The 23,825-nt window shown below is 53.3% G+C and carries 22 protein-coding genes and 1 pseudogene; 8 read left to right on the forward strand and 15 right to left on the reverse strand.

The window, feature by feature from the left end; all coding sequences use genetic code 11:
- Nucleotides 1-2: 2 nt before the first annotated feature.
- The 3 genes from F608_RS0104880 to F608_RS0104895 form a co-directional block, all read right to left on the reverse strand.
- Nucleotides 3-1,283, reverse strand: coding sequence for an ABC transporter substrate-binding protein (locus F608_RS0104880; RefSeq protein ID WP_022664499.1), 1,281 nt, complete (start codon nucleotides 1,281-1,283; stop codon nucleotides 3-5).
- A gap of 490 nt (nucleotides 1,284-1,773) precedes the next feature.
- Complete coding sequence (locus F608_RS0104890; RefSeq protein ID WP_022664502.1) at nucleotides 1,774-3,117, reverse strand: sigma-54-dependent transcriptional regulator; 1,344 nt, start codon at nucleotides 3,115-3,117, stop codon at nucleotides 1,774-1,776.
- A gap of 267 nt (nucleotides 3,118-3,384) precedes the next feature.
- Nucleotides 3,385-4,173, reverse strand: coding sequence for a substrate-binding periplasmic protein (locus tag F608_RS0104895; RefSeq protein WP_022664503.1), 789 nt, complete (start codon nucleotides 4,171-4,173; stop codon nucleotides 3,385-3,387).
- Between the two features lie 271 nt (nucleotides 4,174-4,444).
- Here F608_RS0104895 and F608_RS0104900 point away from each other — a divergent pair, with 271 nt between their 5' ends.
- Genes F608_RS0104900 through F608_RS0104910 form a run of 3 tightly spaced genes read left to right on the forward strand, consistent with a single transcriptional unit; the run spans nucleotide 4,445 to nucleotide 6,334 of the window.
- Nucleotides 4,445-4,885, forward strand: a complete 441-nt coding sequence (locus F608_RS0104900) for a MarR family winged helix-turn-helix transcriptional regulator (RefSeq protein ID WP_022664504.1) — start codon at nucleotides 4,445-4,447, stop codon at nucleotides 4,883-4,885.
- The gene (locus F608_RS0104905; protein ID WP_022664505.1) at nucleotides 4,882-6,051 is read left to right on the forward strand and encodes an MFS transporter; all 1,170 of its coding nucleotides are present in this window, start codon (nucleotides 4,882-4,884) and stop codon (nucleotides 6,049-6,051) included. The genes F608_RS0104900 and F608_RS0104905 overlap by 4 nt, the downstream gene beginning before the upstream one ends.
- Nucleotides 6,041-6,334, forward strand: a complete 294-nt coding sequence (locus tag F608_RS0104910) for a cupin domain-containing protein (protein WP_022664506.1) — start codon at nucleotides 6,041-6,043, stop codon at nucleotides 6,332-6,334. Before F608_RS0104905 ends, F608_RS0104910 begins: the two co-directional genes overlap by 11 nt.
- A gap of 78 nt (nucleotides 6,335-6,412) precedes the next feature.
- Here F608_RS0104910 and msrA read toward each other — a convergent pair.
- The 9 genes and pseudogenes from msrA to F608_RS37100 all read right to left on the reverse strand — a co-directional run.
- Nucleotides 6,413-6,994, reverse strand: a pseudogene (gene msrA / locus F608_RS0104915) (peptide-methionine (S)-S-oxide reductase MsrA); the annotation flags it as partial.
- Between the two features lie 12 nt (nucleotides 6,995-7,006).
- Nucleotides 7,007-7,219 (reverse strand): hypothetical protein, encoded by a 213-nt coding sequence (locus F608_RS0104920; RefSeq protein WP_027362490.1) that lies wholly within the window; start codon nucleotides 7,217-7,219, stop codon nucleotides 7,007-7,009.
- Nucleotides 7,216-8,466, reverse strand: a complete 1,251-nt coding sequence (gene msrB, locus F608_RS0104925) for a peptide-methionine (R)-S-oxide reductase MsrB (RefSeq protein ID WP_022664507.1) — start codon at nucleotides 8,464-8,466, stop codon at nucleotides 7,216-7,218. Before msrB ends, F608_RS0104920 begins: the two co-directional genes overlap by 4 nt.
- Before the next feature lie 165 nt (nucleotides 8,467-8,631).
- Nucleotides 8,632-9,303 (reverse strand): spondin domain-containing protein, encoded by a 672-nt coding sequence (locus tag F608_RS0104930; RefSeq protein ID WP_022664508.1) that lies wholly within the window; start codon nucleotides 9,301-9,303, stop codon nucleotides 8,632-8,634.
- Between the two features lie 207 nt (nucleotides 9,304-9,510).
- Complete coding sequence (locus F608_RS37095) at nucleotides 9,511-10,986, reverse strand: sensor histidine kinase (protein ID WP_022664509.1); 1,476 nt, start codon at nucleotides 10,984-10,986, stop codon at nucleotides 9,511-9,513.
- Between the two features lie 46 nt (nucleotides 10,987-11,032).
- The gene (locus F608_RS0104940) at nucleotides 11,033-11,743 is read right to left on the reverse strand and encodes a response regulator transcription factor (protein WP_022664510.1); all 711 of its coding nucleotides are present in this window, start codon (nucleotides 11,741-11,743) and stop codon (nucleotides 11,033-11,035) included.
- A gap of 33 nt (nucleotides 11,744-11,776) precedes the next feature.
- The gene (locus F608_RS0104945) at nucleotides 11,777-13,348 is read right to left on the reverse strand and encodes an ASKHA domain-containing protein (RefSeq protein WP_022664511.1); all 1,572 of its coding nucleotides are present in this window, start codon (nucleotides 13,346-13,348) and stop codon (nucleotides 11,777-11,779) included.
- Between the two features lie 12 nt (nucleotides 13,349-13,360).
- Nucleotides 13,361-15,298: an ASKHA domain-containing protein gene (locus F608_RS0104950; protein WP_022664512.1), complete on the reverse strand. Its 1,938-nt coding sequence runs from the start codon at nucleotides 15,296-15,298 to the stop codon at nucleotides 13,361-13,363.
- 3 nt (nucleotides 15,299-15,301) lie between these two features.
- Nucleotides 15,302-15,436, reverse strand: coding sequence for a hypothetical protein (locus F608_RS37100; protein WP_022664513.1), 135 nt, complete (start codon nucleotides 15,434-15,436; stop codon nucleotides 15,302-15,304).
- An 83-nt stretch (nucleotides 15,437-15,519) separates the two neighbouring features.
- Between F608_RS37100 and F608_RS0104960 the strand changes: the two genes are divergently transcribed.
- From F608_RS0104960 to F608_RS0104980, 5 genes are all read left to right on the forward strand, one after another.
- The gene (locus tag F608_RS0104960) at nucleotides 15,520-16,953 is read left to right on the forward strand and encodes an FAD-binding oxidoreductase (protein ID WP_022664514.1); all 1,434 of its coding nucleotides are present in this window, start codon (nucleotides 15,520-15,522) and stop codon (nucleotides 16,951-16,953) included.
- A gap of 15 nt (nucleotides 16,954-16,968) precedes the next feature.
- Nucleotides 16,969-17,919: a hydrogenase iron-sulfur subunit gene (locus tag F608_RS0104965; RefSeq protein ID WP_022664515.1), complete on the forward strand. Its 951-nt coding sequence runs from the start codon at nucleotides 16,969-16,971 to the stop codon at nucleotides 17,917-17,919.
- Nucleotides 17,920-17,931: 12 nt separating this feature from the next.
- A complete protein-coding gene (locus tag F608_RS0104970) occupies nucleotides 17,932-19,176 on the forward strand; it encodes a nickel-dependent lactate racemase family protein (protein WP_022664516.1) in 1,245 nt (414 codons plus the stop codon).
- A 154-nt stretch (nucleotides 19,177-19,330) separates the two neighbouring features.
- The gene (locus tag F608_RS0104975) at nucleotides 19,331-19,864 is read left to right on the forward strand and encodes a hypothetical protein (protein WP_022664517.1); all 534 of its coding nucleotides are present in this window, start codon (nucleotides 19,331-19,333) and stop codon (nucleotides 19,862-19,864) included.
- Between the two features lie 93 nt (nucleotides 19,865-19,957).
- Nucleotides 19,958-20,878 (forward strand): hypothetical protein, encoded by a 921-nt coding sequence (locus F608_RS0104980; protein WP_153307448.1) that lies wholly within the window; start codon nucleotides 19,958-19,960, stop codon nucleotides 20,876-20,878.
- A gap of 240 nt (nucleotides 20,879-21,118) precedes the next feature.
- Here the strand turns inward: F608_RS0104980 and F608_RS0104985 are convergent, their stop codons facing one another.
- The 3 genes from F608_RS0104985 to F608_RS0105000 all read right to left on the reverse strand — a co-directional run bounded on the left by F608_RS0104985 (nucleotide 21,119) and on the right by F608_RS0105000 (nucleotide 23,805).
- A complete protein-coding gene (locus F608_RS0104985) occupies nucleotides 21,119-21,592 on the reverse strand; it encodes a histidine kinase dimerization/phospho-acceptor domain-containing protein (protein WP_022664519.1) in 474 nt (157 codons plus the stop codon).
- A gap of 461 nt (nucleotides 21,593-22,053) precedes the next feature.
- Nucleotides 22,054-22,803 carry an MBL fold metallo-hydrolase gene (locus F608_RS0104995; RefSeq protein ID WP_022664522.1) on the reverse strand — a complete coding sequence of 250 codons (750 nt, stop codon included), beginning with the start codon at nucleotides 22,801-22,803 and terminating at the stop codon, nucleotides 22,054-22,056.
- Between the two features lie 33 nt (nucleotides 22,804-22,836).
- Nucleotides 22,837-23,805 carry a GlxA family transcriptional regulator gene (locus F608_RS0105000; RefSeq protein ID WP_022664523.1) on the reverse strand — a complete coding sequence of 323 codons (969 nt, stop codon included), beginning with the start codon at nucleotides 23,803-23,805 and terminating at the stop codon, nucleotides 22,837-22,839.
- Between the last annotated feature and the right edge of the window lie 20 nt (nucleotides 23,806-23,825).

The following is a 23,825-nucleotide window of genomic DNA, read 5'->3' on the forward strand; positions in this document are numbered from 1 at the left end:
GGCTATTTCTCCATCCAGGGCGGGAGCTGGATTTCCCCCTTGGCAATGCTTTGGGGATAGACCACCACCCTTTTCCCTTTCTGCCACTGGAGAATGGAGCCCACGGCCCCGTCCTTGGGATCTTTGGCCGGAATGACCTGGTGGGTTTTGGGATCAAACCTGAGCCTGCCGTATACCCCCATGATATCGGTCTGTTCCAGGGCGGTTACCACCGGGTCCGGATCCAGGGTTCCGGCCCGTTCTATGGCGTCTTTCAGGGTATAAACCGCCATATAGGAAGAGGAAGAGCCCAGGCCTTCGGGCGCGACTCCCCATTTCCGGGCATAGGCATTGTAAAACTTCATGGTCCACTCGGTTGCATCGGACGGGGCATTTCCGGCATTGACCACATTGCACAGGGTATACTGGCCCTTGCCGTCCGTGGCCTTCCAGAATCCGGGCTGTTCTGCCGCGGCCAGGGTGGAGCCGAAGGGCAGAGCCGGAATCTTCAGATCATACCATTGCTTAAGCAGAATGGCGCTTTCCGGCATGTCCATCCAGATGTTGATGATCTGGGACCCGGAGGATTTGGCCTTGAGCAGGGCCATGGAAAAGTCTGTGGCGCCGGTGGGAAAGATCTCCGTTCCCGTGACTTCAAAACCCTTTTTTCCGGCCACCTTGCCCATGACCTTGGCCGCTCCCCTGGCGTGGGAGACATCCTGGGCAATGATAAAGACCTTGGAAAGACCGTATTTTTCCTTGAGATCTGCAAAATTGGCAATGATCTCCCCGATCAGGTTCACGGCCTCCCCGTGGATCCTGAAGCAGTACTTGAACTTGTCATACTTGGCCTCCACCATCTTATGGTACTTGGGGGTGAGCACCCCCGAGGTCACGATGGAGATTTTTTTATGCTTGGACAGAAGGGACATGGCAGCCAGGGCGGCTTCGGACCGGTTGGGACCGCCCAGGATGAAATCCGCATCCTTATTTAAAATCAGCCTCTCCACGGCCATGAGGGCTTCGCTGACCGGCACCCCGGGTTCCAGATCCCGGGTGTCGATGACCTCCACGGCAAAGGGGCGTTTTTCCCGGCCCACGGTCACCCCGCCGGCGGCATTGATTTCATCCACGGCCAGACGGATTCCCCGTTCGGCATCCCATCCGTATAGATAGGCCGTGGACAAAGGGGCACCTAAGACAATGGGTTTCCCGGCCAGGGCCGCCCCCGGATAAAGACTCAGGGACAAGAGGACTGAAAAACAAACAAGGGTGAGACGGATGCGCAACCTGATACCTTTCATACCTTTTTCTCCTTATGCTTATCCCCTGCCGTGATTGGCAGGAGTGATCTGTTTTGTAATCCTCTTGCTCCGATCCCCTGGTTTTGATCTTTGATTTTACCGGTTCCAGGGAGATCTTCACCCGCCGGGATTTCTTTTCAAGATCCCATTGGGTTTTATCCGGAAAAGCTGTCAGGAGATTCTTTTACCGTTCCTGAAGTGATTTTATTTTCATGTCCGGTTCCGGACATACCTGTGTTTTGATTCCAGGACGAAGAGGAGAGCGGGACAAGGAGATAAGGTACCAGAAAAAGAGCGTGGTCAAAGGAGAATGCACTAATCCGGATTACTGCAAAGGGTGTGCCCGAATCAATGAATTGAGAAAATTAAGTGAATCTCCTTCATACCAGAGGATCGGCAAAGGACTTCGGATGGGATGGTCCGGACTTTCCCGGTGAAAATCGGAAAATTATTTTCATGAACCGGAAAATTATTTTCTAGGGACCGGGTCTCAGCCGGGCTGGATATTGTATTTTTTGATCTTGCTCCTCAGGGTGGGCAGGCTGATGCCCAGAAGCCTGGCTGTTCTGGATTTATTCCAGGCCAGTTGGGAAAGGGCCTGGGAAATATGATTTTTTTCCACCCGGGAAAGGGAATAGGAGGCCAGGCCCGGAGCCGGTTCCGACCGGTGCTCATTCAATAGTTTGTGAATGTCATCCTTGAGAAGGACATTCCCCCGGCACCCCACCAAAGCCTGGACAATGATGTTTTCCAGTTCCCGGACATTTCCCTTCCAATTGTGGCAAGAGAGGCGTTCCATGACCCCGTCCTGGATCTTGGTGACATGGGTACCCAGTTCCCCATTGATTTTGTTTAAAAAATGCTCCACCAGAAAGGGAAGGTCGGAGATCCGTTCCTTCAGGGAGGGAAGGCGGATTGTAAAAACCTTGAGCCGGTAGTAGAGATCTTCTTTAAAAAGGCCTTTGTCCACCATTTGCGCCAGATCCTGGTTGCAGGCCGCCACAATGCGGCAATTGGATTCGATCATCCGGGTGCCGCCCACCCGGAGAAATTCCCTGCGCTGGATAAATCCCAAAAGTTTTCCCTGGGTTTTCAGGGGCAGCTGGGCAATCTCGTCCAGGAACAGGGTCCCGTTTCCGGCCAGTTCTATCTTTCCCCTCGTGGTCTGATCCGCCCCTGTAAATGCGCCCTTGGTGTGTCCGAACAGCTCGCTTTCAATGATATTTTCCACTACGGCCGAACAGTCAAATACAATAAAGGGATCCTTGGCATTGGGGGAATTTGAGTGAATCACCCTTGCCGTAAGTTCCTTGCCCGTGCCGGTATCCCCCTGTAACAATACGTTTACCTGCTTGGTGCAGACCAGTCCCATCATCTTGAATACCTGGCGCATCTTTTCGCTTCTGCCCACAATCACCTGGGAATTTAAAGGATCGCCTGCCCGGGCCAGGGAGGGGGTTTCCCGGTCAATGCGGAGGATGCGGGCGGCCCGGTCCACGGCCTGTTCCACCTGGTCAATGTCCAGGGGCTTGTGGATATAATCAAAGGCCCCCCGTTTCATGGCCTGGATGGTTGTCTCCATATCCTGGAACGCGGTGATCATGATAATCTTTGAGAAAAAAGGCCTTTCTCCCATGGATGTAAGAAGATCCAGGCCATTGGCATCGGGCAGCCGGATATCCAGGATCACGATCTGGGGCCTTTCCCGGTCAAACAGCTCCAGCCCCTTTTCCCCGGTACCGGCAGTAAATACGATCAGCCCTTTTTCCTCGAGAAACATGCAAAGGGTTTCAAGAATGGATTGTTCATCATCCACCACCAGTATCTTGACCAATTCCCCTCCTCACAAGTTTGGATTAAAGGATGTCAGGACCGTTCCGGAAAGAAGAACCCGGGAATGAAGAACCCGGGATGGAAAATAGAGCTTCAGGGCCGCTTTTATCAGTCCTATGAAATTTGATCTGTAAAGTCAAGCCGTTGTATCCCCCGAAGCAGAGCCTGCGCAGGGAACTTCTTTATGACTTGCCTGGTGGATACATCAAGCAAAAGAAAGATGAAACACTTGGATTAAGGAAAAGGAGGGGGGCAACCGGTGGGAAGCTTATTCCCCGAACCAGGCAGTCCTGATCTTTGCGAATTGTCCATTCAGGATGATCTTTCTTTTGCCCCGGTCAAATGCGTTTAACAGCGTGAATCCATGGGGATTTTTCTTGAGGGCAACCAGATATTCCATCGAAGAATCAAAGGCCGGCAGTTTTTTAAACCGGTGGTTTGCTTTTTCCTGTTTGAGAACATAATCCCAATTGTACTCATACCCCAGAAAGCCGTCGATCCGGCCGGCCCTGAGCATTTCAAAGCCCTGGGATATTTTCGCTACATCCTGTTTGATGATGCCGGTAACCGCTTCCCATCTGTCCCCGTAATTAAAGCCTCTTTTTACCCCGATGATCTGTCCGGCCAGACCGGCAAGTCCCCTCCATTGAATCCGGCTGTCCGCCCGGACATAAATCAGGAAATTGGCCTGGTTGGTGCAGTCTTCGGAGTAGTGAAAGATTTTGAGCCGTTCTGAATTTTTCCCGGTGGGGAAAAGAACATCCACCCTTCCGGATTTCACATACTTCATTGCCCTGGCCCAGGGCGCCACGGTAAGATGAATGGTATATCCCATTCCATGGTAACTCTCCCGGACAACATCCCAGCAGTAACCGCTAAAGCCTTTAACATCCTTCCCCGGAGGGATGATTGAGTTGCTGATGGTGTTCTGCCCGGTCTTTATGCAAAAAGGGGCGTAATCCTCCAGGGTGGCAATTCTCACCATTTTTTCCTGGGCTTTCCCCACACTGCCCAGAAGCAGAACAAAAAGGAAAATCAGAAAATATCGATACACCATTCAGGAACCCTGAGCTAAAAATTAAAATCTGAATCCGTCCAAATTTTTTAAGTAGCACTATTGAGTAAATCCTGTCCAGAGCCAGTTTGATAAAAGGGAGAGGGGTTCCGCCGGCATCATAAGACCCAGGGTCAGACAGGGCCATCATAGATTTCCGGCAGCACGAAACCAGACATTCGGTCCCGGCCCCAAAAGAACTGTTGCATACGCAACAGTTTCGGTATAGAATATCTTCCCAGATTCGAGGAGCAAACAAAAAGGAACCTCAAAGATGGCGGAACACCGGTCCATAGGCAAAAAAATCTCTTTTATCTCCAGGAGCATGGGAAGGTATATCGATGCCAAGACCCGGCATCTGGAACTGGGGAATTTCACCATCCCCTTTTTAACCTATCTTTTTGAAAACAACGGGGTGCACCAGGATGTCCTGGCCGAAGCCCTCCTGTTTGACAAGAGTTCGGCTGCCCGGGCCGTGGCTCTTCTGGAAAAAAGAGGATATGTCACCAAGACCCCTGACCCGGAAAACGGGCGGAAAAACATCATCCGGACCACGCCCAAAGCCGGAGCCGTCAGGGCCGAACTCCATGGGATCCTGAAAAAAACCACCCGGGAGCTGTTCGCGGGATTCTCCAAAACGGAGATAGAGACCTATTTTGATTTGAGCTTCAGGATCCATGAAAATGCCGTTAACATGGTAAAGGAGATAAAATGATCCAGCTGGCCGTTCTTTCCCTCTCCCTTTTGACCGTCATGTCCGGTGCGGCCGTGGCCCCTGCCCTGGCGGAAATCATCGCCTTTTTTCCGAATTCCCCGGCTCTCCTGGGCAAGATGATTCTGACCACCCCGGCCCTGACCATTATCCCGGTTTCATTGCTCACCGGATTCCTTAGCAGCCGGGTTTCCCGGAAAAAACTGCTCTATTCCGGGATCTTCTTCTATATTATCGGAGGAGCCGGCGGGGGAACGGTTGGATCCATTCCCCTTCTTCTGGCCATGCGGGCCGTTCTCGGCGTGGGGGTGGGAATTCTCATGCCCCTGGCCACGGGGATCATTGCCGATCTCTATTCCGGGACGGAAAAGACAAGAATCATGGGGTTTTCATCGGCCTCCACCAATCTGGGCGCCATCATCGCCACCCTGCTCTCCGGGATCCTGGCATCCCTCCACTGGCGGGCGGCCTTTTCCATCTATCTTCTGGGGCTCCCGGTCCTCTTCCTGGTCTTTGCCTTTATCCCGGAGCATCATCCCGTTACAAAAGAGAACGACAGCCCCCGGACAGACCAAGCTGCCGGAAATCTTGCCCGGTATGGACTCTGGGGCGCGGGCATGTTCTTTGTCATGGCGGCCTTTTATACCATCCCGGTGAACATCGCCCTATACATCGTTGACAACGGACTGGGGGACTCCCGCATGGCCGGTCTTGCCATGGCCCTCATGACGGCCTCTTCCTTTGTCACCGGCCTGGGGTTCGGCCGGATTTACACCTTTTTTGGGAGATGGCTTCCGGCCATGAGTCTTGCGGCCTTTTCCATCTCCTTTTTCTGTCTTTCAGCCTTTCCGAGCCGGGTCCCCATGATGGGATCCCTTGTCCTGAACGGGATCGGTTTCGGAATCCTGGTTCCCCTGATCATGAACGGGGTGACCCAGAAAACCGGCCGGGCATCGGGAACGGCCGGGACCTCGGTGGTCACCTGTTTTCTCTTTGCCGGGCAGTTTGCAAGCCCCGTGCTCACGGAAAAGGCGGCTGCCCTGACCATTGGATCCGGAATCCAGAATATCTTTCTCATGCTTTTTTTCTTTATCGGCGCGGCGGCTCTCCTGGCCGCCATATCCATCCCATTTACCCGCAAATCCCAAAGGAGGTCCCATGAAAAATGAAAATCCCCCCATCCCGGATATCTCAAGGCTTTTTATCGGAGCTGGAAATGAGTTTGAAGTGGAAACTGTTTTTGCCAAGAAAGGAGCGGTCTCCCCTGACGAGGCCCACGAATTTGACGAAGTGCTGGTGCTGCTGACCGGCCGGCTGGAACTTGAGCTGGGAGAGGATCGGCAAATGCTGGAAGGTCTGACCCTCAAAGAGATCCCCGCCGGCACAAGACATGTGATCCGGGTGAAGGAACCCCCCACCAAAGTGGTGATCATCCACCCGGACCGCGGATAAGGTCTGTTCTTTCCCGGCTGGATGGCGGGATATTGGATAAAAAAAACTTCCGGAACAGAGTCCCTGTGCAGGCGATTCTCAGCGGGGATAGGACATCGTTCCCGGGAAACCCATCCCGGTCAGACGCTTCTTGCCCTCATCGCTCAGCCCCAGACTCTCAATCTCCCGGAAGAGCTGTTTCCGTGTGCCCTCCCCTCCCAGATAGCCGTTGAGGCGGGCGGCCGCAGTTGAATCCACAAGATCCCGATGGCGCGGATAAAACCGATCCATCTCTTTTTTCAAAGGGTTCTGTTTTAAAAGGTACTTCTGATGGTAATCCTCCGCCAAGGTAAAGGAACGGATATCCAGAATCTGGGTTTTCACTCTTTTTCCTGTCCTCTTCTCCAGGGCGGACTTTGAATCCATGGCCTGCCTGCGCTGCTCTTCGTTATGAACAAAGACAGCGTTCCTGTACTGTTTTGACCAGGATTGTCCGGTGGGATCGTGGCTTTTCCAGAAAATCTCCAGCAATTTTCCATAGGTGATGCGGGAAGGGTCGTAATCCACTTGCACGGTTTCCGTGTGATCCCCCATGTGACGATAATCCGGCGCCTCTGTCCGGCCTCCGGCATATCCCACCCGGGTGCGGATCACCCCCTCTATAATCCCGAACCGGGATTCAGCGCCCCAGAATCAGCCCAGGCCGAAGGAGGCGGTTTCATAGACAGGGGAAGCGGCCGCGTCAATGGGAGGGAGGGCCAGGGGTCCGCGGACTCCCCCGGAGCCTGCGGTGTTCCTGGTTGAGTCAGGCTCTGTTCCCATGCCGGGGGAATAATCCCCCAGCAGGAGTGTTGAAACCAGCAGGATGAGAGTTCCCATCCTGTTCACCCAGATATTGTGCTTCATTTCATTGCTCCTTTCTCTGTAAAGGATTCCAGATAACTGCCGTATCCCTCCTTTTCCAGGTCGGATACGGGAATGAACCGCAGAGAAGCCGAATTGATGCAGTAGCGCAGCCCGGTGGGGGCAGGTCCGTCGTCAAACACGTGTCCCAGATGGGAGTCCCCGTGTTTGCTCCTGACCTCGGTTCGGACCATGAAAAACTTTGTATCCTTTTTTTCGACGATATTGTCCGGTTCCAGGGGACTTGTAAAACTGGGCCATCCGGTTCCGGAATCGAATTTTTCCATGGAGCTGAACAGGGGCTCCCCGGAAACGATGTCCACGTAAATGCCGGCCTCATGGTTATCCCAGTATGCATTGTTAAAGGGAGGTTCTGTACCGTTTTTCCGGGCAACCTTGTACTCCATGGGGGTCAATTGTTTCTTCAGTTCGGCATCCGAAGGACGGGAGTACATTTTTCCCGCCTCCTGATCCATAGGGCCCATCGACTTTTCTTCCATGTCCATAGACTTCTTTTCCATGGTCATGGAATCCATCTTCCCCTTGTCCATCGTCTTTTCTTCCATGGAAGTTGCATCCATCTTGTTCTTATCCATGCTTGAATCCATATGGGACGGGCTCTCCTTCCAGACCATCTTCAGGAACCTGTCCCTGCCTGAACCGGAGCGATACCAGTGATACCGGACAGGATTCTTTTTATAGTAGTCCTGGTGATACTCTTCCGCCGGGTAAAAGGGCCCCAGGGGAAGGATTTGGGTTACGATGGGTTTATCAAACCGTCCCGATGCTGCCAGTTCCTGCCTGGACTCTTCTGCCAGATGCTTTTCCCTGTCGTTTGCATAGAAAATGGCGCTCCGGTACTGGGCCCCCTTGTCCACAAACTGGCCCGACGGATCCGTGGGATCGATATGGCGCCAGAAAAGGTCAAGCAGGTCTTCATAGCTGACCCGGGACGGATCATAGATCACCTTTACGGACTCCAGATGACCGGTCTTCCCCATGGAGACCTGTTTGTATGTGGGGTTCATTTCATCTCCCCCGGTGTAACCGGAAACAGCCTCGATCACACCTTCTTTTTTTTCAAAATCAGATTCCACACACCAGAAACAGCCGCCGGCAAAAAAAGCGGTCCGGGTATTTTCAGGCATGGAGTCCATGGACGGTTCCGGGCTGTTCTCCACACTGTTCACCCGGTTGCACCCCCAAAAGACAAGAAGCATAAAAAGGATTATCATCATTGTTCGTTTCATCAGACACCTCCTGTTGGGTTTGATAATGGCCGGTCCCCGGATTCAGCACCATGGGAAAAAGAAAGCAGAGGCTTTAAGTGATGCTGCATGGACAGAGGCGCCAAAACCCGGGCACCGGCCCTTTACAGAATTCCATTATCAATATCTTAACTGAATATAATCATCCTATTTCCCGGGGCTAATCATTATCTTTGCCACTGGATTGCGCCAGTCAGCGGTTGCCGGGTCAAGATCGACCCCGCCGTGGATACCCCCGTGAATGTAAACATAGCCTTCCGCGCCATCGGTGTCCCGGACACCACCGCTTCCGCAGGGCGGTCCGGGAATATAACCGCAGTCTTCGGAGTTGAATTCACTGCCGGCGTCATAGGCCTCTGCCGTTGCAGATCTCACCCGAAAAAAATTAACCGGCACTCCCTGGACAGCGAAAAAAGCGTCATTGGTCGTTACCAGCATCCCGGCCAGGGATACGAACCGATACCGGCCCCTGGCGGTTAATTCAACGCTTACGGATTGTCCCGGAAGAACAGGTCCGGCAGCTACCTTATGGTCAAATACGCTTCCCATTTCATCAAAATCGCTGGTCAACGGGTCGGTCTGACCGTCTTCGGCCAGGGAAGCCAATGAGGGATCTGCAGGAGCCCCCAGTTCAAACAGCTTGAAACTGCTGTCGTGGACCACCGCCACAGGGGGACTGAAGATCTGCCCCCGGGTAAGATTGGTGATGGTAATTGTAATTGTTCTGCCCTTGTGCCAATCTTTGGCCCAGACAGTCTGAGCGGATGTAATAAAGAGCATTGCGGCCAATGCGATCAGGCCGGTTCTGAATTTTCCCATGGTATTCCTCCTATTGCTTTGAAAGTATAAATCATCTTCGCATGCATGCGGACTTACACTTAAGAATAGGCTCGATATGTCACGAAAGTTTCACAGGGCCGACACAATTAGATCACAAGTCAGAAACGTTTGTATCCCCGGTAAAAAGGGGAAAGGGATCATACGTCGCGGCTGCCGACAGAAAGAAACAAAGAAGACAGACGAAATTTACCCCGGGGAATGACAGGGCAGGTGAAAGGTGAATGTGGTGCCGGAATTGATTTTGCTCTCCACTTCAATGTCCCGGCCGTGGAGTTCCATGATCTTTTGAACAATGGAAAGGCCCAGTCCGGAATGGCCTGTGCTGTTCAAGCGGCTCTTGTCCGATTGAAAAAACCGGTTAAAGATCAAAGGCAGTTCATCTTCCGGGATCCCGCAGCCGGAATCCCGGACCTGGACCCGGATATTCCCCTGGTCAGGGGCAAGATTCAGCCGGACCTCTCCGCCTTCCGGGGTATAATGGACAGCGTTTTCAATCAAATTTTCCAGGGCGCGTTCAATGAGGCCGATATCCGCATTTACCAGGGGCAGGTCTCTTTCAATATTTGTTAAAATGGAGATCTTTTTTTCAGCGGCTTTGAGTTTGAATTTCTGAACCACATCCTGAACCAGTTCCCCCGGATGAAAGGGTTCACAAACCATCAGAGAATCATAGGATTCCAGCTTGGCCAGCTCAAAAAGTTCGCTCACCAGGACGCTCAGCCGCCCGCAATGTTTCAATGCGGTTTCCAGGTAGAGGCGCCGGTCAGCCTCGGGCAGGCTCTTGTCCTTTAAAAGCATGGTTTCGATATACCCCTGGAGGGTGGCCAAAGGGGTGCGCAGATCATGGGAAACATTGGCGATCATGTCCCGGCGTTCGGTGTCTGCCCGCTGGAGTTCATCCACCTGGCTTTCAATCCGCTGCCTCATCTCGGCAAAAACAGATTCCAGAAGGGTGATTTCATCGACACCTCCCCCGGGAATCTTTGTTCCTGGAGAGGCGTCCGAACTCCCCTTTTTAAAGGCCTGGATGGTGTTGGACAGCCGCCGCAGCCGCCCGGTCATGGTGGCAAAAAGGACCAGACCCACGATCAGGGAAAAAAGAAGACAGGCAAATATCAGCCATGCACTGACCTGCAGGATATAGCTGCCCTTGAGTTTTTGAACCACACTGTCGTAGCGTTCCCCCCCCAGGATCACGTAGAGATACCCCTGGAGTTCCCCCTTTTCCGGGATCCGGGCAACCGAGAACACCTTTTGCCGGGCCGGGTTCCTGGGATCGTCCCCCAGTACGGGCAGGCGGGGCGCCTTCTCCAGAAGGGCCCGGACAGGGACCAGACTCACCTCTTTCCGCTTCACCTTGCCCGGATCGGCAGAATAGGCCAGAATCCGCCCCTCGGGGTCGAGAAGATAGATCTCGATTCTGGGATTGATGACCATGAGCATGTGGAAGATATCTTTCATGCCCTCCTCATCGATCCGGTTGTCCCGGATCAGCAGACGTTCGGACACGATATGATCGGCAAGATCCAGGTTGAGGCGCTGGGCCGCCTCCTTCTGATACATTTCAGCCGAAAACCCGGCCACAAGAATAATGGCCATCCCCACAAGACAGAGCAGGCCGGTCAATACCAGCGCCAGTTTTGAATATAAGGTTCTAAACATGATTCCCCGTCAAAAATTGAATCAAATGGTTTCCCGGCCCATGATTTTACCCGTCTTCCAAGGCATCAAATTTGTATCCCACTCCCCAGACCGTGATGATGTGGTCGGGCTTGGCAGGGTTGATTTCGATTTTACCCCGCAGCCGGTTGATGTGGGAGTTGACCGTGTGCTCATATCCGTCATGTCCGTATCCCCAGACCTCGTCCAGGAGCTGGGAGCGGGTGTAGACCCGCCCCGGATGGGATGCAAAATGAAGCAGCAGATCAAACTCCTTGGCCGTAAGGTTGAGCATCTGATCCCCAAGCCGGGCGGTGCGGCTTTGGGGGTCTATACTGAATCCGCCGATGCGGACAATTGACGGCCTCTTGGCCGGATCATGCCCCTTTATCTCATCGACACGGCGAAAAATCGCCTTTACCCGGGCCATAAGCTCCCGGATGCTGAAGGGTTTGGTAACATAATCGTCCGCCCCCATCTCCAGCCCCAGAACCCGGTCAAGCTCGGTGGACTTCGAGGTTAAGATCAATATGGGCGTATAGGATTGTTTCCCCCGGATCCTCCGGCAGATCTCCATTCCGTCCATTCCCGGGAGCATGAGATCCAGGATAACCAGGTCATAGGGCTGGTCATTGAGTTTTTTGAATCCGGCTGAACCCTCAAAGGCCAGATCCACATCAAAGGAAAGGTCTCTCAGGTGAAGCTCCAGAAGTTTGGCAAGGTCCTGATTATCTTCGATGACCAGAATTTTTCTTGTCATGTCAACCCCCTGCTCCTTTTCCCTGGTTTTGCCTCAGCCGGTTGGATGGTTTTTTAAAAGTCCCTTTTCCACGGAGGGAAACCTGGCCCGGTCCGTGTGGGGAAAGAACTTGGCCCCGGAAAACATGTTCATGAACTCCTGGTTCACGTTGAGTTCGATATAGGTGATGGATTCCCGGATCTCCATGACCCGGTCAAAGGCCGTTGGCTCCCGGAGCAGCCGGGCAGCACCGCCCAGGGATGAGTTGCCCAGGACTTCGAATCCGGACCGGTCGATATCCGGGAGCATGCCGATGAAAATCGCCGATTCCGGATCAATAAAAGAGCCGAATGTCCCGGCCACGTAAAATTTTTCCAGATCCTCAAACTCCAGTCCGGCCGTGTTCCGGACGATCACCTCCAGAATGGTGTACATGGCGGCCTTGGAAGAGGTCAGGGAATTGAGGTCCACCTGGCTTAGGGAAATGGCCCGGCCCGTACCGGAATTTTCCGGATCCACCAGGATATAGGACAGGATCCCGTCCCTCTCCTCCAAACGGCCCGTGCATTTGTCCGGGTGGAATTTGCCCCGGATGTCGATCATCCCCCCGGCAAAAAGGGCCGCGGCCAGATCGATCATGCCGGACCCGCAGATCCCCACGGGCTTTTTATCTTCAATGGTATGAATGGTAAGCATCCCTGTCTCCGGATCAAGGGCCACCCGGTCGATGACCCCGGGTCCTGCGGTCATGCCCATCTTGGACATTCCCCCTTCCAGGGCGGGGCCGGCTGCTCCGGCACAGGCCATGAGCCAGTCCCGGCAGCCCACCACGATCTCGGCATTGGTGCCCACATCCACCATGATGCAGGGGGATTCCTTTTTATCCAAATCGGCAAAGAATATCCCGGACAGGAGATCCCCCCCGAAATAGGACCCGATATTGGGAAAGAGAAAAACCAGACCCCGGGGATGGATCCCAAGGCCTAATCTTTCGGCCCGGAGCGTATCCGGGATATTGACGCAGGGGATATAAGGTTCTTTGATGATCTCAAAGGCCTCCATGCCCAGGAACAGGTGGGTCATGGCCGTATTGCCGGCCCCGGCAATCAGGAAGACCTCTTCTTTTTTTCTCCCCTGTTCCCGGCAGAGCCGGTCTAGGTTCTCATTCACGGCCCGGATGACCAGATCCTGGAGCTGGTCAAGCCCCCCCTCCCGGCCGGAATGGTGGATCCGGGCCAGGACATCCGGACCGATGGAGGCCTGAGGATTGTCCAGGCCGGTCCGGCCCAGTTCCTGTCCGGTTTCAAGATCGAGAAGCTGAATCACGATCCGGGTGGTGCCGATGTCCAGGGCCGCCCCCAGGATGGAAGAACTGGATTCAGGATCCAGCAGATCCACCAGGCGCCAGGATCTCCTTTCTTTGAAAACAACGGCCTTTGCCCTGAAATCCCAGGCCCTGAGTCTTGAGGGAAGGTGACGGAGAACGGTATAGGGAATCTTGACCCGGGAAGCATTGAGTTCCCGCTTCAGGGCCTGCTCCAAGCGCTGGTCATCTCCGGTATTGTTGCCCAGCACCGGTTTTTCAACTTCTATGTATCGGACAACCCCGTTTTTTGTCTCTGTCATCTTCTGTCCGCCCTATTTTTTAAGGGCCTCCAGTCTGGCCTTGACCTTGGGGAAATAATTGAGTTCCGTATGGGGCATGAACAGGGCCCCCATATAATGATCCATGTAGGAGGAGATGGTGGCCAGTTCGAAATTGGTCATCATGTTGACCACCTCGGCCACGTTGCGGCGCAGGGAATTGGTCAGGGAGTTGATCTTGCATCCCAGAAGGGATCCATTGCCCAGATAGGTCACCCTGTCCGGCTCGATTTCCGGAAGCAGTCCGATGGTGATGGCGCTTTCCAGGTCCACATAGGAGCCGAATCCCCCGGCCAGGATGATCTTTTCCAGGTCCTGAATGCTCAGCCCGATCTCTTCCAGAAGGGTCAGGGCGGCGGAGTACATGGCCCCCTTGGCCCGGATCAGATTGTCGAGATCCGGCTCGGTAATGGTGATGTCCCTGTCGATATCGGTATTCTCCCTGTAGACCAGGACATATTCCCAGATGTCGTCGGTCTGGCGGATCCGGTCTGTAGGGGCTTCCCGGTTGAACTTTCCCCTGGAGTCAATGAGACCGGTCTCCAGGAGCCGGGCCGCCAGGGTGATCAGGCCGGACCCGCAGATCCCCTTGGCCTTTTTCCCGCCGATGGTGATGAGCATGGGTTCAAAGGTTTCAGGATTGATGGACACGTCTTCAATGGCACCCTTGATGGCCCGCATCCCAAAGGTGATGCCACCGCCCTCAAAGGCCGGACCGGCCGATGCGGCCGTGCAGACCATCCAGTCCTTGTGGCCGATGACGATCTCCGCATTGGTCCCGATGTCCATGTACAGGGTCAGTTCCTCGGACAGGTAAATCCCCGAGGCCATGATGCCGGCAATGATGTCCCCCCCCACATAGGAGGAGACCCCGGGATAGATCAGGGCCACGGTGTGGTCGGCCAACTCAATGCCCACCTGGGTGGCGTTAAAAGGCGGGTATACAACGGATGCCGGGACATAGGGGTCCTTCCGGATATAGGTGGGATTGATCTCCAGGAGCAGCTGGGTCATGGTGGAATTGCCGGCCAGGGTGATGGTGGAGACCTCTCCCTGTTCAATCCCGGCTTTCTTGATGATCTTTCTAATAATGGTGTTGATGGTTTCCACCACTTTTTGATGGAGGATCTTAAGACCGTCTCCCTTTTCCGCAAAGATAATCCGGGTGATCACATCCTCCCCGTAGGAGATCTGGCCGTTGAATTCTCCGTGCTCGGCCAGGACCTGGCCCGTAAGAAGATCCAGGAGCTGACCGTAGACCGTTGTGGTGCCGACATCCACGGCAATGGCAAAGTTCCGGTTCGTGGTATCAAAGGGCTCAATATTGACGATGCGGTTCTTGCCGTCCTTTCGCACCGGTCTTACAATGGTGGCCGTGACCTTGAAGTCGCCCTGCCGGATCAGGTCCGGGACCTTGCGGATCAGGTTCAGGCTCATGATCAGCCGGTGTTCGTCGTGGTGAAGCCTCAGATGATTGATGATCCTGGCCACATCTGCCTGGTTGTCCCCGGCGACTGCCGGATCAAGTTCCAGAAAGATCTTTTCCACAGGAGGAATAAACAGGCCGTGTTCTTTAAGTTCCTCCACGTTGACGTGCATGGCCTTGGCCGTGTGGCGGTTGACCGGCTGTCGGTTGAGACGGCTGGTTTCCATCTGGGATTCCACAGGAATTCTTACGGTGATGTCGGAAACCACCCGGGCCATGCAGGCCAGACGGTATCCCTTTTCCCGGTCTTCAGGATCAAGATGCTCTGAAATTCCGCCGGCCACTTCTCCCTCTTCAATGAGGACCCGGCACTTGCCGCAGGCCCCGGAACCGCCGCAGGACGCGTTGATATGGACTCCGGCTTCCATGGCCGCCCGGATCAGGCTTTCGTTCTCTTCTACTTTTATCTGGGTGTTATGGGGAAGGAATTTAATAGTATGTATCACGGTTTACCCTTTCTGGAATACACCATTTATATATGAGGGTCCGTAAACCCTAAATTCGGCCTCAGGATTCAAATCCGTGGAATTATAAACCGTGATCCCTGTTTTGCCAAGGCTGGAGATTTTTTTATTTTCCGGCATTGAAATTTTCCTAGGTTTATGAAAATAATAAGAGTCCATCACTAAAAATTGTTTGTTTTTTATCCATGAATAAGGGAGCCAAGATGAAATCAGTTGACGAGCCCAGATTAAGGGAAATTGTCGGGGAAAAGAATATTAAAACAGACCCCTCGGATCTATATATTTACGGATCTGACTCTTCTGTCCATCATGCCATACCCTGGGTGATTGTCAGACCTGACAACACCCTTCAGATCCAGAAGATCATGGAGTACGCCAACCAGGATAAAATCCCGGTGATCGCCCGGGGAGGCGGGTCCGGCATGTGCGGCCAGACCGTCCCGGTCCAGGGGGGCATTATCATGGACATGAAGGGTATGAACCGGATCCTGGAGATCAACATGCCCGATGTCTACTGCCGGGTGGAGCCCGGTGTTGTGGACGATGACCTCAATCTGGCTCTCAAACCCCATGGTGTATTTTTCCCGCCCACACCGGCCTCTTCCCGGATCGCCACCATTGGCGGGGAAATCGCCAACAATGCCAGTGGAGTGAGGTCGGTCAAGTACGGGGCCACCCGGGACGCGGTCCTGGGAATGAAGGTGGTTCTGCCCAGCGGTGAACTGGTGACCCTGGGGGCCTGTACAAGGGTGGAGGCTTCCGGATATCAGATGCACAAACTCATGGTCGGATCCGAAGGCACCCTGGGGATTGTGGTAGAGGCCACCTTAAGCTTTGTGCCCATCCCCGAGTTCCGGTGCATGGGAGTGGCCAATTTTGATTCCCTGGCCCACGCCGGGGAGGCCATCGGCGCCATCATGTCGTCGGGAGCCATCCCCTCCATGCTGGAGCTGGTGGATTCCGTGGCCATAAAGGCGGTGAATAAGACCATGAACCTGGGGCTCAAGGAGGTTGCCGCCTCCCTGATCTTTGAGGCCGACGGCATGGTCAAGGAGGCCGTGGACTATGAAATTCAAAAGATGAAAAAAATCTGTGAAAAACACAAGGGCGCGGATATCTGGGCCAGCTACGATCCCAAGGAAAGGGCCAAGATCTTCATGGGGCGCAAAAAGCTGTTCCCGGCCCTGTCTAAGTACGACGACAGCCTGGCATCCACCTCCCTGGCCGATGACATGGCCGTACCCTATTCCAAGATGGCGGAAATGGCCGGAAAGATCCATGAGGTGGCCGCCAAAAACAATATCATCATGACCGCCTACGGCCACTGCGGGTCCGGGTGCATGCACACCAAGATCCTCATGGACACCAAAAGAAAGGACCAGTGGCAATCGGCCAGAAAGGCCATCACCGAAATCTATGAATATGTCCGTTCGGTCAACGGCACCACCAGTGCCGAGCACGGCATCGGCCTGTCCAAGGCTGAATCCTTCAAGGCGGAAAAATCCGATTCCCTGAACCTGCTCAAAACCATCAAAAAGGCCCTGGATCCCAACAACATCCTGAATCCCGGAAAACTCATGCAGGCTCCGGACGACTGGGTCACCTCATCGGATTTAAGATATTCTGTAAACAGCTAATAAAAAGGGTATATAATGAAAACAATCACCAAAGAATTCAAAAATCTGGAAAAATGGGAAGGAACTCTGGCCAGCTGTATCCGATGCGGATACTGTTTTGAGCACTGCCCCATGTTTAAATATACGGGCTGGGAATCCGATGCGCCCCGGGCAAAGATCATCACGGCCTTTGGCCTTTTATCCGGCAATGTGGAGCTGACCAAGGCATCCTCGGACAAGCTGTTCAACTGCTTTTACTGCAAGCGCTGCGAAGCGGCCTGCTCTTCCGGGGTTCCCCTGACCGAGATATTCACCGACGCCAAAAAGGACCTGGCCAAAATGGGATTCAAGGGTCCGGGAACCACTTCGGTCACCCATATGAACTGTGCCCGATGCCTGATCTGCATCGGGGCCTGTCCCCATGATGCCCGGTCCTTTGACGGGAGCGAGGCGGTTGTGGTCGATCCGGTCAAATGCCAGGCCTGCGGCATCTGTGTAGAGGTCTGTCCGGCCGGAGCCGCCGTAATTGAAAACCACTTTGGCACGGCCCGGAAAGAACTGATCGAACGCTCCACTGCATTTTTAAAATCCCATGCATCGGCCAAGGCCATTGTATTTGCCTGCAACTGGTCCTATTATCCGGATCTCCAGGCCTCGGTCCTGCCCGAGTCCGAAACCCATGACAAGGACTACGAGATCCTGGTCAACATGTGCGGGGGAAGGATCGAGGCCCAGCTGCTCATGTCGCCCTTTCTCAACAACGCCTGGGGCGTCCTGGTGGCCTGCTGTCCCGACGGGGACTGCCAGCACGAGGGCAATAAAAAGGCCGTCAAACTGGTGGAGAACACCCAAAAGATCTTTCAGGAACTGAAAATGGATCCCGAAAGGATCCAATTGGTTGAAATTCCCCCCGGGGACAAGACCCTGTTCCAGGCCGAGATCGACACCTTTATCGACAAACTCAACAGCATGGGACCTCTCCGCTGAAAGGAGCGCCAATTGAAGATAGACCTTCCCTATGGAAAAGACGGCGTCATGGATGTCGTAATTCCCGAGCATGTTCCGGTCAAATTTCTGGAGGCCAATGATGTTGACATCGGAAATGAAGATGACAACATAAAGAACTCCATCCTCAACCCCATCAACTCCAAAGGCTTTGCCGAGTTCCTGGACAATGCCGGAAAGGTTCTGGTCATCGTCAATGACGCCACCCGGCCCACACCCACGGCCAGGGTTCTGGACGTGATCTTCGAGGACCTGAGCCGGACCGACTATAATTTCATCATTGCCACCGGGGTCCACCGGGGCCCCAGTGAAGAAGAGTTTGTCCAGATCTTCGGGGATTATTATTCCAGAATCCGGGAACGGATCATTGTCCATGATGCCAAAAAAGAAGAGGACATGGTTTTCCTGGGTAACTCCACCAACGGCACCCCCATGTACGTGAACAAAGCCGGGGTGGAGGCGGACAAGATCATCATCATCTCCTCGGTGGAGCCCCATTACTTTGCCGGGTATACCGGGGGCAGAAAGTCATTCCTGCCGGGTATTGCCGGGTATAAAACCGTGGAGGCCAATCACAAACTGGCCCTGGTTCCCGAAGCAAAGGCCCTGGCACTTACGGGAAATCCGGTCCACGAGGACATGATCGATGCCATCAAGACCGTTAAACAGGAGATCTTTTCCATCATGACGGTCCTGGACAAGCACCACAAGGTCTATGCCGCCTGTTCGGGACAGATCAACGACTCCTTTCACGCGGCCATTGACCGGGCCAACGAGGTCTTTGCCGCCCCCCTGAAAGAAAAGGCCGATATCGTGGTCTCTGTGGTGAAATTCCCCCAGGACATTGATCTGTACCAGGCCCAGAAGGGTATTGACAATGCAAAACTGGCCCTGAAACAGGACGGCATCATGATCCTGGTGGCCAAGTGCCGCTGCGGCATCGGCGGCAAGGCCTTTGCCGACCTCCTGGGATCCTGCGACACCCCAAAGGCGGCCCTGGACAAAATCGAACAGGGATATGTGCTGGGCTATCACAAGGCTGCCAAGATGGCCGAAATCGGTCTCTGGGCCCAGATGTGGGCTGTCACCGACGTGGAACCGGATGTGATCTCAAAACTCTTCATCACCCCCTTCCAGGATCTCCAGACCGCCCTTGACAGGGCATTTGAGGAAAAGGGGAAAGAGGCTTCCCTGCTTTTTCTCATGGACGGCGGGCTCACCGTTCCCATGGTTACCTAGAAAAGGACAAGGGATAGGACGTCATTTCAGGGCGGGGCAAAAATTTGCCCCGCCCTTTTTCATGGTGAATCCGGGTGTGGGGATTCTCAAGACTCAAGTCCGGGCATAAAAAGACCGATATGTTATGAAATTATAGAAAAAGGAGGGGTTCCCTATGATTTCCATCCAGAACAATCTATCCGTTTCAACCGCATTCCAATATCGCTCTTTCCAGGCTTCGGGCACAGCAAAGGGCAACAAGGGTGTTTCCACATATTCTGCCCAGGAAAAGCTCCTTAATTTTGGCCTCAGAATCAGAACAGAGGCCCGGCAGAACATCGGCGACCAGAACGCCCTTTATAATTTCAATCAGCTCAGCAACGAAGAAAAGTCCCAGTTGATGTATAATGGATCCCCCATTTCCGAACTCAATTCCCAGGAGGCGGCCGATCTTATCGGCGAGGACGGATATTTCGGAGTTGCCAAAACATCCCAGCGGATTTCCAATTTTGTGCTCACGGCCGTCGGTGACGACCTGGACATGCTGAAAGCCGGGAGAGAAGGTGTTTTACGCGGGTTTGCCCAGGCAGAAAAAGCCTGGGGAGGAAATCTTCCTGACATCTCATACCAGACCCTGGCCAACACCCTTGAGATCATTGATGCAAAGATACAGGAACTGGGCGGTTCGGTTGTTGATGTGACAAGTTAAGGTCTGTTGACTCCCTCTGGTATCCGGATCTGCCGGGCCCTTCATGTCCACCTGCCCGAAAAGGACGGATTTCCAGGTATGGAAGACAATTGAATGAAACCTCCAGGTCGAGTCCAACCGGGGACCGAACCCTTGTGCATGGTCTGCGGACAACCGGCCCATTTTTTCTCCCGGGATTCCGAGCCCTTATGCCTCAGGGCTGAGTGCAAGCACGTCCTGGGCAAAAAGCAGCACATGGGCAAAAAAGCCTATGACCTCTTTTTCCGGCTCCAGGCCGGGCAGGCAAAGAAGACCATTGAGTATGTGACGGTCATCCGGAAAAAGATGGAGGAGAAAAAGGCAAAAGAGACCCGGGAAAACCTTGCCTGCTGGACAAGGAGCGTAAAAGAAGAACTGGGTCTCAACCCGGAGGAATATCCCTTTTCGGTGATCCCCACCAATGCCAAAAAGATAGAGGACCTTCCCGCATTTCGAAGACAGGCCTTTCGAACCCATGTCTCAGAGTTGATCTGTGAAGTGGTTTCCGATCCGCTTTCTGTCCCCCCTGCAGAAGAACCGGACCATCCCGGAAATCCCCCTTCAAAGCTCGAACAGGCCTTTCAGATCAAGGCCTGCTCCATCTGCAGAGGAGGATGCTGCAAAGCCGGCGGGGACCACGCCTTTCTGAAACCGGAAACGATTTCCCGGGTTATGGAGAAGCATCCGGATGAAAGCCCTGAGAATGTTATGGATGCCTATACTGGCTTCCTGCCTGAAAAAAACTTCAAGGACTCCTGCGTGAACCACACGGCTTCAGGCTGCAGCCTGCCAAAGGAGATGCGGTCCCACATCTGCAACCGCTATCTGTGTGACGGTCTCATGGCCATCCAGGAGATGTTTGCAGCAAAACCCTATCCCAAAGGGGTCTTTTTCATCCGCCGGGCCCAGGACAACTGGAACAAGGATGACTGCAGCCTGGACAACCCCATCCTGGCCCATGAACTGGTATTGGCCTCCAGATATATAGATGAATGATCTGATTTGTCCTTCATCTGCCATGGAGTCAGCACGAATGTCCCGCCGAAAATCGAAAATGACCTATCAGCAATCCTGGTGTCCTGTTGAAATTAGATTGATATGATATCTATTCAATCACAAGAAAACCCCCTTGCCGACAGAGACAAGATTTTTCTCTTCCCTTTTGACAGCCCGGTTTTTTATGGAAGGAGACTTGGGATGATAGGGTAATAAACGGATGGTTATTGGGGTTTGCTCTTATTTTTCGATATAGGATTGTTCGATATCGACTATTTTTCCTGATAGATACGGTTTGGTCACATAATCGTTCATTTCAGTCATTTTATCTATCAAGTCAGAAATACGCTTTGTTTGCTTTTGAATTTCCATGATATTTTTGTGCCCTATATCTTTTTCGGAAAAATCCTCAATTAACATTTCAAGATACCCATTAATAACCATTAAAGGCTGATTTAACTCATGGCAAACTGCACCTGTTACTTCTCTAAGCGTTTCAAGTTTTGTATTCTCTTTTTCAATGGCCTCATTTTCCCACTTTGTTTTAAAATATTGTATTGATATTCCGGATACAAAACCAACGGCTACAGGGATAATGAATGATTTTGGTGTGTTCGGTATTTTTAAAACAAATGAATGATGAATCAAAGACATCAAACTGACCAAAAAAGACCCAATAAATCCCGAAATTACATATGGAGGAATATATTTCATACACGCTTTTTATATTTCATCATTTTTGAGGTAAAAATTTTACGAAAACCAAGTTTATTGGAGAGTACCCTTATTTTCGATTTCATTGCAAGCGGGGAACACTTGGTTCTGCCGGAACAGCTCGGTTCATGCTCTAGGACTAAGTGGTTGCAAGCGTTCTTCCATGTCACAGTTTTTCATTCCATTGAACCCGCTTAGGCCGAAGTGTATTGATACCTATTTTCGGCCATGATGAAGATTTTAGTATTATCTGACAATCGATTGAACTGAAGATTATCCTTTCTATTCCCCCAAAAATCAACAAAAAAAACCTGGGTGCGCCCACAAACTCCGGCAGCAGCACCATTGCTGGTAATTTCTCCTGTCTTTGATTTTTTATACAACGAATCCACCGGGAAAATGAAAACTATATTTCCTGTCCGGGCAGGTCATGTTCCGGTGCAGCCGAAGATCAAAAGAGCTTAAAATGTAAGTGTTTCCCCGTCTGCCGGAATCACCAGACGGGAGGAAGCAACCCCGGCCTTATCCCCTGCCCTGCGCAGATCCGCCCGCTTAACCGGGCAATGGTCCAGGGCTTCCATGTGGACGGCCACAACAACAGCCTTTTTGGCTACATTGAGCACCTCCAGGGTCTGGTCCGAATCCATGATGATGGGATCAAAACCAGGCAGGGTTGCGCCTCCGGAATGGGTGATGATGATGTCCGGACAATGGGTTTGAATCGCGGTTTCCGTTTCCCGGCACCAGATGGTGTCCCCTGCCCAGTAGATCGTAGGCTCTCCCGGGGCCTGGAAGACAAACCCGGACACCTCTCCCATGCGTTCCAGGATTTCACCTTTTCCATGTTTTCCCCCGGTCCGGGTCAGGGTGATCCCTTCCCAGATATGGGAGCCTGTAACCGGGAAGACCTTTGTAAATCCGACCTGATCAAACCGGGATCTGTCTCCGGGCTGGCAGAAAATGGGGATATTCCTGGGCAGAACCTCCTCGGCGGTCTCTTCATAATGATCCGGATGAAGATGGGAGACCATGACACTGTCGATCCCTTCCAGGATCTCTTCCATGTCCAGGGGAAGATCGACAATGGGATTCTCCTCGATGCCGGCAAAGGACCTTACCCCGTGCCTGGGACAGAGCATGGGGTCAGTGAGAATTGTCTGTCCTGCATAGGTGATTTTCATGGTTGCATTTCGGATCAGTTGAATTTTCATGGGTTCTCCTTCATTGAATCATGGGTAACCGGGTTACTCCATAAAGTGGAGCCGGTACTGGGAGGGGGTGATGCCGAAACGCCTTACAAAAGCCCTTCTAAGCCTTTCCTCCCGGCCGAATCCGCTGTCCACGGCAATGGTTTCCAGGGAATCTGGACAGGTGCCGATGATCTCCCGGGCCCGGTCCAGGCGCAGGCGCTCCAGGTATCTGCCCGGGGTCATCCCGGTGGAGGATTTAAAGACCCGGGCAAAGTTGCGCTGGCTCATGGCGGCATATCCGGCCATGTCCTCCACGGAAACGGGCTGATCCAGATTTGAAATCAGCCAGTTATGAAGTTTTGCGAACCGGGCTCCTGCCGCTTCCTGGGCCTTTAACGGCTGGCTGAACTGGGCCTGGGATCCCGGGCGCCGAAAATAGAGGACCAGGAGCCGGGCCACTTCCAGAGCAAGGTCCATGCCGAAATCCTCCTCCACCAGGGCCAGGGCCAGATCAATCCCTGCCGTGGCCCCGGCACTGGTATAGATCCGGCCCTCCCGGGTGAAGATCGCCTCTGAATCGACCTTTACATCGGGATAGGCCCTGGCCAGGTCTTCGGCCGATGCCCAGTGGGTGGTGGTTTTTTTTCCGTCCAGAATTCCGGCGGCCGCCAGGATAAAGGCGCCTTCGCAGACCGATACGATCCGCTTGGCCCGGTCTGCCCTTGCCCGGATATATGCCATGAATCCGGAATCATTGATTGGGCCTTCCCTGTCGCTGCCCCCGGGAATCAGCAAAGTATCCGAGGAAATGGGATCATTGAGATCCGAATCCGCCACAACCTCAAGGCCGGAACTCAAGGCAACCGGTCCTTTTTGGATACCGGTAAACCGGGTCTGGTATCCCGAATTTTTCTTTCCCCGTCTTTCAAGGACCTGGGACGCGGTGTGAAAGACCTCCAGGGGACCTGTGATATCCAGTCCCAACGCATCCGGGAATACAATGAATTCAATTTTATGGGTCACGGGTCAACGCCTCTGGAGTC

The organism is Desulfospira joergensenii DSM 10085 (genome assembly GCF_000420085.1).
Classification (GTDB): Bacteria; Desulfobacterota; Desulfobacteria; order Desulfobacterales; family Desulfobacteraceae; genus Desulfospira; species Desulfospira joergensenii.

Coding starts and splice junctions, on each gene's coding strand:
- F608_RS0104880 (WP_022664499.1), bottom strand. CDS start 1,283: ATGAAAGGTATCAGGTTGCGCATCCGTCTCACCCTTGTTTGTTTTTCA.
- F608_RS0104895 (WP_022664503.1), bottom strand. CDS start 4,173: ATGGTGTATCGATATTTTCTGATTTTCCTTTTTGTTCTGCTTCTGGGC.
- F608_RS0104900 (WP_022664504.1), top strand. CDS start 4,445: ATGGCGGAACACCGGTCCATAGGCAAAAAAATCTCTTTTATCTCCAGG.
- F608_RS0104905 (WP_022664505.1), top strand. CDS start 4,882: ATGATCCAGCTGGCCGTTCTTTCCCTCTCCCTTTTGACCGTCATGTCC.
- F608_RS0104910 (WP_022664506.1), top strand. CDS start 6,041: ATGAAAAATGAAAATCCCCCCATCCCGGATATCTCAAGGCTTTTTATC.
- F608_RS0104920 (WP_027362490.1), bottom strand. CDS start 7,219: ATGAAGCACAATATCTGGGTGAACAGGATGGGAACTCTCATCCTGCTG.
- msrB (WP_022664507.1), bottom strand. CDS start 8,466: ATGAAACGAACAATGATGATAATCCTTTTTATGCTTCTTGTCTTTTGG.
- F608_RS0104930 (WP_022664508.1), bottom strand. CDS start 9,303: ATGGGAAAATTCAGAACCGGCCTGATCGCATTGGCCGCAATGCTCTTT.
- F608_RS37095 (WP_022664509.1), bottom strand. CDS start 10,986: ATGTTTAGAACCTTATATTCAAAACTGGCGCTGGTATTGACCGGCCTG.
- F608_RS0104940 (WP_022664510.1), bottom strand. CDS start 11,743: ATGACAAGAAAAATTCTGGTCATCGAAGATAATCAGGACCTTGCCAAA.
- F608_RS0104945 (WP_022664511.1), bottom strand. CDS start 13,348: ATGACAGAGACAAAAAACGGGGTTGTCCGATACATAGAAGTTGAAAAA.
- F608_RS37100 (WP_022664513.1), bottom strand. CDS start 15,436: ATGCCGGAAAATAAAAAAATCTCCAGCCTTGGCAAAACAGGGATCACG.
- F608_RS0104960 (WP_022664514.1), top strand. CDS start 15,520: ATGAAATCAGTTGACGAGCCCAGATTAAGGGAAATTGTCGGGGAAAAG.
- F608_RS0104965 (WP_022664515.1), top strand. CDS start 16,969: ATGAAAACAATCACCAAAGAATTCAAAAATCTGGAAAAATGGGAAGGA.
- F608_RS0104975 (WP_022664517.1), top strand. CDS start 19,331: ATGATTTCCATCCAGAACAATCTATCCGTTTCAACCGCATTCCAATAT.
- F608_RS0104980 (WP_153307448.1), top strand. CDS start 19,958: ATGAAACCTCCAGGTCGAGTCCAACCGGGGACCGAACCCTTGTGCATG.
- F608_RS0104985 (WP_022664519.1), bottom strand. CDS start 21,592: ATGAAATATATTCCTCCATATGTAATTTCGGGATTTATTGGGTCTTTT.
- F608_RS0104995 (WP_022664522.1), bottom strand. CDS start 22,803: ATGAAAATTCAACTGATCCGAAATGCAACCATGAAAATCACCTATGCA.